Annotated in this window: 13 protein-coding genes; 10 read left to right on the forward strand and 3 right to left on the reverse strand. The window is 55.6% G+C overall.

Features of this window, described 5'->3' with window-relative positions; genetic code table 11:
* Window positions 1-5: 5 nt before the first annotated feature.
* Together BMS17_RS03800 and BMS17_RS03805 are read right to left on the reverse strand one after the other, a co-directional pair.
* On the reverse strand, window positions 6-458 hold the full coding sequence (locus tag BMS17_RS03800) for an Ohr family peroxiredoxin (protein ID WP_077430448.1): 453 nt from the start codon (window positions 456-458) through the stop codon (window positions 6-8).
* A gap of 79 nt (window positions 459-537) precedes the next feature.
* Window positions 538-978 (reverse strand): Ohr family peroxiredoxin, encoded by a 441-nt coding sequence (locus BMS17_RS03805; RefSeq protein WP_046028155.1) that lies wholly within the window; start codon window positions 976-978, stop codon window positions 538-540.
* A gap of 264 nt (window positions 979-1,242) precedes the next feature.
* Here BMS17_RS03805 and BMS17_RS03810 point away from each other — a divergent pair, with 264 nt between their 5' ends.
* The 9 genes from BMS17_RS03810 to BMS17_RS03850 all read left to right on the forward strand — a co-directional run bounded on the left by BMS17_RS03810 (window position 1,243) and on the right by BMS17_RS03850 (window position 9,146).
* Window positions 1,243-1,497 carry a hypothetical protein gene (locus tag BMS17_RS03810; RefSeq protein ID WP_139348059.1) on the forward strand — a complete coding sequence of 85 codons (255 nt, stop codon included), beginning with the start codon at window positions 1,243-1,245 and terminating at the stop codon, window positions 1,495-1,497.
* Window positions 1,498-1,569: 72 nt separating this feature from the next.
* Window positions 1,570-2,853 (forward strand): epoxide hydrolase family protein, encoded by a 1,284-nt coding sequence (locus BMS17_RS03815; RefSeq protein ID WP_046028157.1) that lies wholly within the window; start codon window positions 1,570-1,572, stop codon window positions 2,851-2,853.
* 246 nt (window positions 2,854-3,099) lie between these two features.
* Complete coding sequence (locus BMS17_RS03820) at window positions 3,100-3,876, forward strand: ABC transporter substrate-binding protein (RefSeq protein ID WP_077430450.1); 777 nt, start codon at window positions 3,100-3,102, stop codon at window positions 3,874-3,876.
* Between the two features lie 91 nt (window positions 3,877-3,967).
* A complete protein-coding gene (locus BMS17_RS03825) occupies window positions 3,968-4,657 on the forward strand; it encodes an ABC transporter permease (protein ID WP_046028160.1) in 690 nt (229 codons plus the stop codon).
* Window positions 4,658-4,671: 14 nt separating this feature from the next.
* Window positions 4,672-5,370, forward strand: coding sequence for an ABC transporter permease (locus BMS17_RS03830; protein WP_046028162.1), 699 nt, complete (start codon window positions 4,672-4,674; stop codon window positions 5,368-5,370).
* Between the two features lie 8 nt (window positions 5,371-5,378).
* Window positions 5,379-6,491, forward strand: coding sequence for a succinylglutamate desuccinylase/aspartoacylase family protein (locus BMS17_RS03835; protein WP_077430451.1), 1,113 nt, complete (start codon window positions 5,379-5,381; stop codon window positions 6,489-6,491).
* Window positions 6,492-6,509: 18 nt separating this feature from the next.
* Window positions 6,510-7,274, forward strand: a complete 765-nt coding sequence (locus tag BMS17_RS03840; protein ID WP_046028165.1) for an ABC transporter ATP-binding protein — start codon at window positions 6,510-6,512, stop codon at window positions 7,272-7,274.
* A 118-nt stretch (window positions 7,275-7,392) separates the two neighbouring features.
* Window positions 7,393-8,301, forward strand: a complete 909-nt coding sequence (locus BMS17_RS03845; protein ID WP_077430452.1) for a MurR/RpiR family transcriptional regulator — start codon at window positions 7,393-7,395, stop codon at window positions 8,299-8,301.
* A 137-nt stretch (window positions 8,302-8,438) separates the two neighbouring features.
* Window positions 8,439-9,146, forward strand: coding sequence for a CatB-related O-acetyltransferase (locus tag BMS17_RS03850; RefSeq protein WP_077430453.1), 708 nt, complete (start codon window positions 8,439-8,441; stop codon window positions 9,144-9,146).
* A gap of 749 nt (window positions 9,147-9,895) precedes the next feature.
* Here BMS17_RS03850 and BMS17_RS03860 read toward each other — a convergent pair.
* Entirely contained in the window at window positions 9,896-10,492 is a 597-nt protein-coding gene (locus tag BMS17_RS03860) for a hypothetical protein (protein WP_139348060.1), read from the reverse strand.
* A gap of 744 nt (window positions 10,493-11,236) precedes the next feature.
* On the opposite strand from BMS17_RS03860, the gene BMS17_RS03865 reads away from it, so the two are divergent.
* A complete protein-coding gene (locus tag BMS17_RS03865; protein WP_052961869.1) occupies window positions 11,237-12,277 on the forward strand; it encodes an AraC family transcriptional regulator in 1,041 nt (346 codons plus the stop codon).
* Window positions 12,278-12,369: the final 92 nt, after the last annotated feature.

The following is a 12,369-nucleotide window of genomic DNA, read 5'->3' on the forward strand; positions in this document are numbered from 1 at the left end:
GTGCTTCAAGCGGTAAGGACGTTAATGGCAACATCAATGTTGCCGCGTGTTGCCTTGGAGTAAGGGCAGATTGCATCGGCGTTGTGCGCCAGTTCGGTCGCTACCCCCTCTTCCAGACCCGGCACACGCAGAGTCAGTCGGGCCTGGAGGAAGTAGGCCGCGCCGGTCTGACCCAGATCGACTTCGATGTCGACGGCCGTATCGGCCGGCAATGTCACCTTCATCTGCTGGGCCGCCAGCCCCACTGCTGCGATGTAGCAGGCCGACCACGCTCCGGCGAACAGTTGCTCGGCTTTCGGGTGCGGCTGAACGCCCGTAAACGCGTGTGCCAGTGCGCCGCCGCCGGGCGATGACAGTTCGATGTCCACGTTGCCGTTATGCCCGCGCGAGGTGCTGCCTGCACTGCTCAGGGTTGTGTGGGTTTTACCGCTGGCGAGTACTTTTTCGATCTTGCTCATGATGATTTCCTTCAGGTTTATAGTTTGCGATGTTCGCATGCGCTTGTATCGCACGCGATATTAGTGACACGTCCAGGATTCACGCCGTAATAACGTTCAGGGCAACGTCGATATTGCCGCGTGTTGCTTTGGAGTAAGGGCAGATGGAATCGGCGATGTGCGCCAGTTCGGTCGCAACATCGTGTGCCAGCCCAGGCACGCGCAGGGTCAGTCGGGCCTGAAGGAAATAGGCCGTCCCAGTCTGGCCCAGGTCGACTTCGATGTCGACGGACAGATCCGCTGGCAACACGATATTTCGCTCCTGGGCCACTAGTCCTACTGCCGCGGTGTAGCAGGCCGACCACGCACCGGCGAACAGTTGTTCGGCTTTCGGGTGCGGCTGGGTGGCGGTAAACAGGTGGGTCGGTTGGGCGGAACCGGGGGACGACAATACGATATCAAGGTTGCCGTTATGGCCACCGACACCGCTGTGGGTGGTGTGGGTTTTGCCGGTAGCCAGTACTTTTTCGATTTTGCTCATGGATGTTTCCTCGGGACTTCATATTTGCGCGATAAAATCGCATGCGATACGTATAAGTAAAAAAAATGCCTTTTATCAATCAGCGGAGGCAGTGATCCAGTTGTTGCCGTTGTGACCATGGGAAGCGTGATCGCTGAAGTGAGAGATTGTGTAGCGGCTTCCGGTGTTCATGGCTGAATCTCCAACGGCAAAGGTTGTGGTCGATTGTTATCGCTTTCGATCTGATCGCATGCGATGTATTAATACTCAGCCAAAGCCCCAATCATGTCAAAGATTATTTTACGACTCGGCGATGAGCGGTACATGCGGCTCATCGCCGGGGCCGAACCGCTGGTAGCGCGATTCGGATCGCTTTCACGATCGCGGCTGGAAATCCTGCACATCATTTCCGAGACGGATTACCTGACCATCGAGCCCGGCATGCTTCCCGGCATGAACCCGGGAGTGCATGAGAAAGTGTTTGGGTCATTCCATAAAAACACTGTTGCGCGACCTCAAGATCAAGAGCAGCCTCAGTGACAGGTTCTACCTCGATACGCCTCTCATGATGAAGGTTGTCGGACACATTCATCATGGCCCTCAAGTGAGGAAATGATGATCAAGCATTCATCCGTACTCGCCGCCATTGCGACGGCTATCGTACTTGCTGTTTCGCCCTTCATCAGCGCCGCTGACGCCGACAGCAGCAAATCCATCCGCGCCTTCCACGTCGATGTTCCGCAACAGGAGCTTGTCGATCTGCGCAATCGAATTGCAGCGACACGTTGGCCGGACAAAGAAACGGTGACCGATCGCTCTCAAGGCGCACAACTGGCCAAGCTACAAGAGCTGGTTCGCTATTGGGGCACAGACTACGACTGGCGCAAGGTCGAAGCGCAGCTCAATGCCTTGCCGCAGTACACAACCACCCTCAATGGCGTAGACATCCACTTCATCTGGGTTCGCTCGCCAAACCCGAACGCGATGCCGCTGCTCATGACCCACGGTTGGCCAGGTTCTGTGCTCGAGTTCCTCAAAGTCATCGGGCCGCTCACTGATCCGACAGCGCACGGGGGCAATGCCACCGATGCATTCGACGTCGTGATTCCGTCGATTCCAGGCTACGGTTTCTCCGGCAAGCCGAATGGCACCGGTTGGGACCCGGACGCTATCGCGCAGGTTTGGGCGCAACTGATGCAACGTCTTGAGTACACCCATTACGTCGCCCAGGGTGGCGACTGGGGTGCTCCGATTACCAGCGCAATGGCGCGCCAGGCTCCGCCCGGCTTGCTTGGCATTCACCTTAACTTGCCAGCCACAGTACCGCCGGAAGCGGTCGCGGCGCTCGCCGCCGGAGGTCCCGCGCCAGCGGAATTTTCCGAGAAGGAGCGCGCGACCTTCGACGCCCTTGCCACGCTCGTCAAACAGGGCAATCTGGCTTACAGCGCGATGATGGCCGCGCGGCCACAAATGATGGGCTACGGCGTATCCGACTCCCCGGTATTCCTGGCGGCGCTTATGCTCGTGCACCCAGGTTTCGCCCAGTGGACATACGGCGCCGACCCTCAACAGTCACCGACGAAAGATGAGGTGTTGGACGACATCACACTGTACTGGCTCACGAACAGCGCTGCCTCCGCAGGACGGCTCTACTGGGAAAACATGGGACGCAGCCCGCTTTTTTCGGCGGCCCAGAAGACTGCTGACATTTCATTGCCGGTGGCCGTCACGGTGTTTCCACAGGACGTCTACTGCCCTCCCGAGTCGTGGGCCCGGCGCGCCTATCGCAACTTGATCTACTTCCACCAAGCCGCCAAGGGCGGTCATTTCGCGGCCTGGGAACAGCCGCAGCTGTTCACCGAAGAACTTCGTGCGGCGTTCCGAACGTTACGCTAGCCGACCTGAAGAACCTGAAAAAACGGGCGCCTTATCGGCGCCCGTTTTCGTTCAAGGGGTCGGTGATACATCGCTGTAATTACCCTCTCCCCGGACTGCCACTTGTCGCCCATATTGATATGTTTTTTTTCACTATATTGATTTATGAAATATTGTGTGCCAATCATAGTCTCGCAAACCGGCCCACCTCGCCAGATCGGTCGGCCGTTCGTATCACCCAAACGCCCCCTCCAAGGAGTCAACAATATGAACAAGACAGAACTTCTAGGTGCTCTGGCACTGTGCGCCGCAAGCTTGCTGGCACACGCCGACGAAAGCAGCTTGCGTATCGGTATCGAAGCCGCCTACCCACCCTTCTCCTTCAAGACGCCAGAGGGCAACGTCAGTGGTTTCGACTACGACATTGGCAACGCGCTGTGCGAAGAGATGAAGGTCAAATGCGAGTGGGTCATCCAGGAATTCGACGGCATGATCCCGTCGCTCAAAGTGCGCAAGATCGATGCGGTGCTGTCGTCGATGTCGATCACTGAAGACCGCATGAAGTCGGTCGACTTCAGCAAAAAGTACTACCACACGCCGGGCAAGTTCGCGATGAAGGCCGGCAACGTGATCAACGACCCGCTGGTCGATCTCAAAGGCAAGAAGCTCGGCGTGCAACGCTCCTCGACCTATGACCGTTTCGCCACCGAGCAGCTTGAGAAAGTCGGCGTCGAGGTGGTGCGCTACTCCTCACAAAATGAAGCCTTCCTCGATCTGGCTGCAGGTCGCCTGGACGCCACGCTGGCAGACATCGTCAACACCGATGAGAGCTTTATCAAAACACCATTGGGTAAAGATTTCGCACTGGTAGGGCCGGACATCAACGACCCGAAATACTTCGGCAGAGGCGCCGGGATTGCAGTGCGTAAGGGCGACAGTGCAAACGTTGCACGCCTGAGTGCGGCGATTGACGCGATCCGCGCCAATGGCAAGTACCAGCAAGTGATGGGCAAGTACTTCGCCTTCGATATCTACGGCGAATAAGCCCTACCCGAAACCCCGGCGCCGGCCCCTTGCGGGCGCCGCTTTTGGCTTGTCTCGTGCGCCTCCCGGCGCTCGCTTGAGGAACTTCATCATGCTTCACGGCTACGGATCGAGCATTCTCGATGGCGCCTGGCTGACCATTAATCTGGCCCTGACTTCCATGACCCTGGCCATTTCCCTGGGACTGATCGGCGCGGCCTTTCGTTTGTCGCCGTTTAAATGGCTGGCGGTGTTGGGCGAAGGCTATACAACCCTGATTCGCGGCATTCCTGACCTGGTGTTGATCCTGCTGATCTTCTACGGCGGCCAGGATCTGATGAACCGCATTGCCCTCGCACTCGGTTACACCCAGTACATCGACATCAACCCCTTCATCGCCGGTGTCTGCACCATGGGCTTCATTTTCGGCGCCTATCTTTCGGAAACCTTTCGCGGCGCCTTTATGGCGATCCCCAAAGGTCAAGGCGAGGCCGGCGCGGCTTATGGCATGAGTGGCGCTCAGGTGTTCTGGCGGATTCTGGTGCCGCAGATGATTCGTTTCGCCATTCCCGGGTTCACCAACAACTGGTTGGTGCTGACCAAATCCACCGCGCTGATCTCGGTGATCGGTTTGCAGGACATGATGTTCAAAGCCAAAAACGCAGCGGACGCCACTCATGAGCCGTTCACGTTTTTCCTCGCGGTTGCCGCGCTCTATTTGATGCTGACCAGCGTGTCATTGCTGGTGCTGCGCTATCTGGAAAAACACTACTCGGTCGGCATCAAAGCCGCCGAACTGTGATTGGGAGCACACCCATGATTCTCGACTACAACCTGATTTGGGAAAACCTGCCGCTGTATTTCAATGGCGTGTTGGTGACCCTGAAAGTGCTGCTGATTTCCCTGGCCGTTGGCCTGCTGCTTGCGGTTCCTTTGGCGCTGATGCGCGTCTCCCGTTCACCGCTGATCAACTTCCCGGCCTGGCTCTACACCTACGTGATTCGCGGCACCCCAATGCTGGTGCAATTGTTCCTGATCTATTACGGGCTGGCGCAGTTCGAAGCGGTGCGTCAAAGCGCGCTCTGGCCTTACCTGTCCAGCGCGACCTTTTGTGCGTGCCTGGCCTTCGCGATCAATACCAGCGCCTATAGCGCGGAACTCCTGGCCGGCAGTTTGAAGGCCACGGCCCACGGCGAGATCGAAGCCGCCAAAGCCATGGGCATGTCGCGCCTGACTTTGTACCGCCGCATCCTCCTGCCATCGGCCTTGCGCCGGGCGCTGCCGCAGTACAGCAACGAGGTATTGATGATGCTGCAAACCACCAGCCTGGCGTCCATTGTCACGCTGGTGGATATCACTGGCGCCGCGCGAACCGTCAGTTCGCGCTTCTATCTGCCGTTCGAGGCGTTCATCACGGCCGGCCTCCTCTACCTGGCCCTGACCTTCATCCTGGTTCGTCTGTTCAAACTGGCCGAGCGCCGCTGGCTGGCCTATCTGGCACCGCGCAAGCACTAAGGAGCGTTATGAAGCACATTCAATACCTTTTGCCGTGGAGTGCCTCGGGCACAGAGCGAAAGTTGTCGCTGTTTCGTTTTGGCAGCGGACCGCGCAAGGCCTACATCCAGGCCTCCTTGCATGCCGACGAGCTACCGGGGATGCGTGTCGCTGTTGAGCTCAAGCGCCGTCTGCAGGAACTGGAAGAGCAAGGTCGCCTGAACGGGATAATCGAGTTGGTGCCGATGGCAAATCCGATTGGTATTGCCCAGATGTTTCAGGCCACCCATCAGGGGCGCTTTGAGTTCTCCAGCGGGAAGAATTTCAATCGCGACTTCCCGGAACTGACCGAGTCCGTAGCGCAGCAAGTGGAAGGTCAGTTGGGCGAGGATGCCAACGCCAACATCGCACTGATCCGTAGCGCCATGCGCGACGCACTCACCCACCTGCCGGCAGCGACATCGGAGCTCGATGGTTTGCGGCGACTGTTGATGCAGCATGCTTGTGATGCCGATGTGGTGCTGGACCTGCACTGCGACTTCGAGTCGATCATGCTGCTGTATGCAATGCCGCAAAACTGGCCGCGCTTGAGTTCATTGGCCGCCCGCCTGGACGCTGAGGTGGCCCTGCTGGCCGAGGCGGCGGGAGGTAACGCTTTCGATGAAGCCTGCGCGATTCCCTGGCTGCACCTGGCCGAGCGCTTTGCGCACGCCAATATTCCACTGGCATGCGTGGCCACCACCATCGAATTGCGCGGCATGGCTGACACCGAACGAGAGCAATGCGTCGACAGTGCGCAGGCCATTCTTGGCTATCTCGCCGACCAAGGCCTGATTAGCGGAGTCTGGCCCGCCGCGCCACCGAGTCGTTGTGAAGCGACACCGTTCGCCGGTGCGCAGTACGCCTATGCGCCGCATCCGGGGGTGGTGAGTTATCTGCAACCGTTGGGCGCCCACGTCAAGGTCGGCGATCCGCTGTTCGAAGTGCTAGATCCGCTGACCGATCAACACAGCGTGGTGCACGCCAGCACCGACGGCATCCTGTATGCCCGCGAACGCCTGCGCTTTGCCCAGCCCGGTTTGTGGCTGGCCAAAGTGGCCGGCAAGTCCCCTATTCGCCAAGGCCGTTTGCTCAGCGATTGATTCCAGAGAGTTGAAACCATGTACAAACTTGAAATTCAGGATCTTCACAAAAGCTACGGCGCCCATGAAGTGCTCAAGGGTGTTTCCCTGGAAGCGAAGGCCGGTGATGTCATCAGCATCATTGGCTCCAGCGGTTCCGGCAAAAGCACCTTCCTGCGTTGCATCAACCTGCTGGAGCAGCCCAACGCCGGCAACATCGTGCTCAATGGCGAACAGCTCAAACTGGTGACCAATAAACTCGGCGGGCTCAAGGCTGCTGAACCCAAGCAGCTGCAACGCATGCGTTCGCGACTATCGATGGTGTTTCAGCACTTCAACCTCTGGTCGCACATGAGCGCCCTAGAAAACGTCATGGAAGCCCCGGTACATGTGCTGGGCATGAACAAGAAAGAGGCCCGGGAAAAAGCCGAGCACTACTTGAACAAAGTCGGCGTGGCGCACCGCATGGACGCCTGGCCCGCGCATATGTCGGGGGGTGAGCAGCAGCGCGTGGCGATTGCCCGTGCACTGGCCATGGAACCTGAAGTAATGCTGTTCGATGAACCGACGTCGGCACTCGACCCGGAGCTGGTCGGCGAAGTGCTTAAAGTCATGCAGGATCTGGCACTCGAAGGACGCACCATGGTGGTCGTGACCCACGAAATGGGCTTTGCCCGCGAGGTCTCCAATCAACTGGTGTTCTTGCACAAGGGCCAGGCCGAAGAGCGTGGCAACCCGCGCGAAGTGCTGGTCAATCCTCAGTCCGAGCGTCTCCAGCAGTTTCTGGCCGGCAGCCTGAAATAATCACCGGCTCGCTCACCACTCCTTGGCCTGGCGATGCACAACGAGGTTCGGCTTCGGATACACTCCAGCCAACCTTGTGCCAGGCCTTCCCTAACCCTTTGGAATTGTTGAGCCGGATATGCCGACCCCTTCGAAAAACACCACGGTCTATGCCGCGCCGGTGATGCGCAAACTGGCGGAAATCGTTTCCGATTTACCGCCGTCACTGCGCAAGGTGGCGGATTTTATCCTGCGTCACCCGCTGAGGGCCGCGACGCTGACCATCGAAGAAATGGCCCATGAAACGTCCACCTCACCCGCAGCGGTCAACCGTTTGGCCAAGGCGCTGAACCTGGGTGGCTATACCGGCATGAAGTCCGAACTGGTCGCGACGTTGCAGCAGATGGTGTCGCCGGTCGACAAACTGCGCAACGAACTGGCGCATCGTCCTGGCGGCGCGTTTGGCCTGCATGAACAAATTCAGAGCGCCACCAGCAACCTTGCCGCGGCGGCGGCCAACAACCATGCAGACACCTTTGAGGCGTTCGTCACTCGCCTGACCAAAGCCCGCAAAATTTACATCCTGGGTTTTGGCAACAGTGTCTACTTCGCCGGTCTCGCGGCCTCAACCCTGATGCCCTTCTGTGCGGACGCCACCGCCATCAGCATGGAGGGCGGCAACGAAAACGCCGCTTACCGCCTGGCTGCAATTACCGATCAGGACGTGCTGCTGGCTATTTCCCTGCCGCGTTATTCCCTCGACACCTTGCAACTTGCCCGCTTTGCCCATGAGCGCGGGGCCTCGGTGCTGGCAATCACCGACTCCCCCGCGTCACCTCTCACGGGCGTTGCCGAACACGTGTTGTTTGCCCCTGCCGACCATCCGGTAATGACCAGCTCCAACATCGCTGTGCTCGCTTTAATCGAAGGGTTGGTGGCGGGTGTAATGGCGCGCAACAAAGAAGCCGTCAAGCTGGCGACCGAACTGACTGAAAGCGTCATGTCTTACCTGCATATCCCTTCCAGCAGCAAATCACCGAAAAAGTGATATCGCTAGGGGACAGTCATCATGAGCGCCTGGAGTAGCGTCAAAACATTTCATCTCCTCTGCCGATTCATTTAGACTTTGCGATTGGCTCATAGGGCCATGCCATGCCCTATAACGGATATCCAAGTTAAATCCTTATGAAAAAAATAATTGATGCCGTTCGAAATCATTATTGGAAAAAATGGATTCGCAAGCATAAATGCAAAGTGGCAGGCGGCCTATTGTCATTGCACAAGAGGTCGACACTGACACTAGAAGAGGAAGTATCTCTAGGGCATGTTGTTATAGAAGCGAAAAATTTAAAGATCGGCGCTCATACCTATATCAGAAGTGATTGCGTGCTTTCGGCGGTATCCTCTATCGGCAGGTTCTGCTCTATCGGAAGCGGCTGTTTTATCGGACAGCAAAAAAGCTCACATCCGTCAGACTGGCTCAGTTCACATCCTTTTCAATACACCGATACGCACCTGTCTTTCGACCCCGATGTTGCTGATATAACAATTGGGCATGACGTTTGGGTTGGGCACAGTGCGATGATCCTTGAAGGCGTTACCGTAGGCACAGGTGCGATTATCGCAACCCGCGCCCTGGTTGCCCACGACGTGCCGCCCTACGCGATAGTTGCTGGGGTCCCTGCAAAAATCATCAAGTATCGACACGCGCCCGAGGTCATTGACGAGTTGCTCGCCAGTCAGTGGTGGGAGTGTGATGTCGGGTTCCTCCAGACGTTACCGTTGAACGACCCTAAAACCACTTTGCCTCTATTGGCTGTCCAGCATAAAGAAAAACATGCTGACTATAAGTCCATCCAGATAACACGCAAAAAGTGCAGCGTTCTGTCCTGAACAAACCGCCTGGAAAAACCGGGCGGTATCAGACGTATCTCTGACAAGCCCCCCTCGCCAAATCACCCACCGGACATCGACAGCAAGCCATTATCCAGTCAAACGATCGTGCTTCTGATTCCGCCAGGGTTTGGCGGTCAGCATGACAAGGCGGGCTGGCGTAGCGTCTGATCGCGTCTTGCGCCGTCATAAATCTATTTTTGATAATTATTAATTTCCCATCCCCTTCCCATCAGTTTGAAATGCGCTTCGATGAGGTTAGCCATACCTGTCACGTGTTGGTTTTGATGGATGCCTCGAATGCAGTCAAACCTGCATTTTGGAGAGATTGTCCTCATCACAATTTGTGTTGTTTCTCCCTGCGTCTTCACCCAAGACACGCAGACGAAAGAACACATGCAGCACTTCGATTGTTCCAGATTCGAGACTGCGCCAAGCCACCACACGGAGGGATTCCAGAATGCTGATAAAAATCGAGAAAGCGAGCACGCCGGAAGGCTGGAATGTATGGATGAACGAGTGGTGCGTTAAGTTTCGCAGCTATGCACAAGCGTTGGCGTTCGTGAACAGATTGGAAGGCAGGATAAATGCATCACACACCTTGCCTGTTAGCGTAGACGCCCTTGAATTGGAACCGTCTTAACCTGAGGCCACCCTGACTTCGGTGAACTTGAAGCATAAAAAAGCCCCGCTCTCTGGCGGGGCTCTCAATATGCACGCATTAGCGGGCATCCGACGCTAGCTTACACTCAGGCGCAATCCGTAGCCGCAATCGAAACCGACGAACCTTGGAAAACGGCGAGCTCGCCCCGCATAACTTCGTAAAGATGTTGCGAAATAGGGGTGAAATCGTCGCCAGTGAAGACAGCGGGACCACTTGCAGCTGAGTGACTGATTACCGTTAACTCGCCATTCTGCTCATTAACCGTAAAGCTGAAATGGATGTGAGCCTTGGGAAACTGATCTACTGCTTCGTCAATAACGACGTTGATTGAAAAATTCATCCCATTTAAACCGACAACCAAGTCCTCGACCGTCCCTAGCCTGAACTCACCTCCCTCTAGCCGGCCAACCGAAATGTAAGGCATTTGCTGGCCATCGAGGTCCGTGAAAGACCAGGTCGGAATTTCCAGAAAAAGAACGAGATTTTCGTAGATCCCCTGTACTGCAGAGCGTAAAGCCTCAGCTCTCCCCTGTTCTACATTGGAAGGCAGCGTGTATTTCTCGCGCAAAGCTCCAAATCTAGACATCTCTTCCGCACATCCATTCGGCTGATTGAGGAGCCTGATACTCACACAAATGTGCGTAACAAAAAACCCGGTGCGACGACCGGTTTTTGGGGCCACGTCTCGCTGCGTTTACAGCAATACATGCGCCTATAAAAACAAATTTGTTCCGTGCGAAAAAACTTTTTTATCAAATGACACGCGCTGACTGTTTAGAGGTGGAAACAGGCGTGAATGGGGAGAAACCACCGTCTATGGCCGGGCATCGACGTTTTGAGGCTGAAATAGGTGTAAACCTATTTCAGGACTCGACATTTTTGATCAAGTGCATGTTCGCGTCGCCCGACCAGGCTACTGTATTTACACACCGTCCGAGTGGGAGGCAGCCGGTCACCAATGCATTGCATGTATACAATTAAAACCAACAACTTTCATGAGTGAATACAAGCATACTTTTTAGCAAATGAGATTCAATGAAGCTTCGAGCACCTCACGCGGCAATGGCGCGTCACTAGTCAAGACCTGTTTATCCTGAGTATATCGGAACGAAAACACCAGAAGAATGCCCTCTAACCTAGCTTCGTCGATGTATGGAAGCGGCTATTAGGGTGGCGCATAGTCTCTATGGACCATTTGAAAAAAAGCGCATCCGTGCTAAAACCAATGTATTCAATATTATGTATTTTCGGATTCAATTAATGCGCACGACTCGTGTAATCGATGATTCGGCCCAAGGACTGGCGGCGCAGAACGGCCGCGAGGTGCCAGGCGCTGGCTCATGGGCGCTACGCTCTTTTGCTCGTCATGTGTCAGATGTTCGCCAGCGTAGCCATGCGCCAGCTTCAGGAACGATAGCGAGCTAATATGCCCTCCAAAAAATCATCGTTAAGAATGGGCGGGCCTGGAGAAATTAGCACAAGCCCATTCCGTCGATTTCCGGAAGTAGTTGACGCGATAGGGGGTTCCTCGCGAGGCGTTTTCAAAGACGCGGGTATCAGCCTTGAGCAATTTGCATATGAAGACAACCATCTCGCCTACATGGACGTTGCTCGCTTGTTCAACACGGCATTCGAACACACTCAGTGCCCCCATATTGGCCTGTTGATCGGTGAGCGCTTTTCGCTGGATCATTTGGGTCCGGTGGGTCAGCTTATGCGTCTTGCGACTACACCAGGCGATGCATTGAACGACCTGGTCGGGCATGCCAATCTCTATGATCGTGGCGCGACCCCACTCCTTCTTCCCTTGGCGGGCCAACACAGTTTGTTGGGATATGTCATTTATCGCCACGACCTGCCCAATCAATCATTACTTGTTGACACTGCCGTCATGGTTGGCCTCCAAATGCTGCGGGCCTTATTAGGCGCTAACTGGACGCCCGCTCGCGTGCAGTTTTCATATCGCAAGCCATCAGACATCACCCCGTACGTCAGAAAATTTCGCTGTAACATTCAGTTCAATGCAAGCATTTCCGGACTTGTAATAAACAATCAGAAACTCCGACAAATTCAATGTACGGCGAATCCACGCTTACACCATCTGCTTAAACTGGCTATTTCGACCGCCACGTCACATTTGACGATTTCAGAACAAATAAAGAGCCAGACATACGCTTTATTATTGAAAGGCCAGGCGAATTCCAAGCACATCGCCAGTCAATTCTCATTGAATGAACGAACGCTGCGACGCCGGCTGGATGCGGAAGGTTCTCACCTCAAAGAACTGATCACCGACTCCAGAAGCAACTTCGCGCGGCAGCTCTTGAAAGATACCGATTTGCCGATATCCACAATCTCTCAGACCCTTCAATACCAGGATCCAAACGCCTTCTCCCGTGCCTTCAAAACGTGGACAAATACGTCACCACAGCATTGGAGAGATGGACTGGAGGTCGCCTCCATTTAAGGGTGATCCCACTGTTTCCACACACCCGTGATACCACGCGTCGGTGTCCGAAAATGCAAGATGCCTTTCTGATGATTGCCGTAAAGTGAACG

It is taken from the genome of Pseudomonas sp. C9 (genome assembly GCF_002000165.1).
In the GTDB taxonomy this organism is placed as follows: Bacteria; Pseudomonadota; Gammaproteobacteria; order Pseudomonadales; family Pseudomonadaceae; genus Aquipseudomonas.

Bases quoted from the DNA above. Each gene is read 5' to 3' on its own strand.
- BMS17_RS03800 (WP_077430448.1), bottom strand. From the start codon at position 458: ATGAGCAAGATCGAAAAAGTACTCGCCAGCGGTAAAACCCACACAACC.
- BMS17_RS03805 (WP_046028155.1), bottom strand. From the start codon at position 978: ATGAGCAAAATCGAAAAAGTACTGGCTACCGGCAAAACCCACACCACC.
- BMS17_RS03810 (WP_139348059.1), top strand. From the start codon at position 1,243: ATGTCAAAGATTATTTTACGACTCGGCGATGAGCGGTACATGCGGCTC.
- BMS17_RS03815 (WP_046028157.1), top strand. From the start codon at position 1,570: ATGATGATCAAGCATTCATCCGTACTCGCCGCCATTGCGACGGCTATC.
- BMS17_RS03820 (WP_077430450.1), top strand. From the start codon at position 3,100: ATGAACAAGACAGAACTTCTAGGTGCTCTGGCACTGTGCGCCGCAAGC.
- BMS17_RS03825 (WP_046028160.1), top strand. From the start codon at position 3,968: ATGCTTCACGGCTACGGATCGAGCATTCTCGATGGCGCCTGGCTGACC.
- BMS17_RS03830 (WP_046028162.1), top strand. From the start codon at position 4,672: ATGATTCTCGACTACAACCTGATTTGGGAAAACCTGCCGCTGTATTTC.
- BMS17_RS03835 (WP_077430451.1), top strand. From the start codon at position 5,379: ATGAAGCACATTCAATACCTTTTGCCGTGGAGTGCCTCGGGCACAGAG.
- BMS17_RS03840 (WP_046028165.1), top strand. From the start codon at position 6,510: ATGTACAAACTTGAAATTCAGGATCTTCACAAAAGCTACGGCGCCCAT.
- BMS17_RS03845 (WP_077430452.1), top strand. From the start codon at position 7,393: ATGCCGACCCCTTCGAAAAACACCACGGTCTATGCCGCGCCGGTGATG.
- BMS17_RS03850 (WP_077430453.1), top strand. From the start codon at position 8,439: ATGAAAAAAATAATTGATGCCGTTCGAAATCATTATTGGAAAAAATGG.
- BMS17_RS03865 (WP_052961869.1), top strand. From the start codon at position 11,237: ATGCCCTCCAAAAAATCATCGTTAAGAATGGGCGGGCCTGGAGAAATT.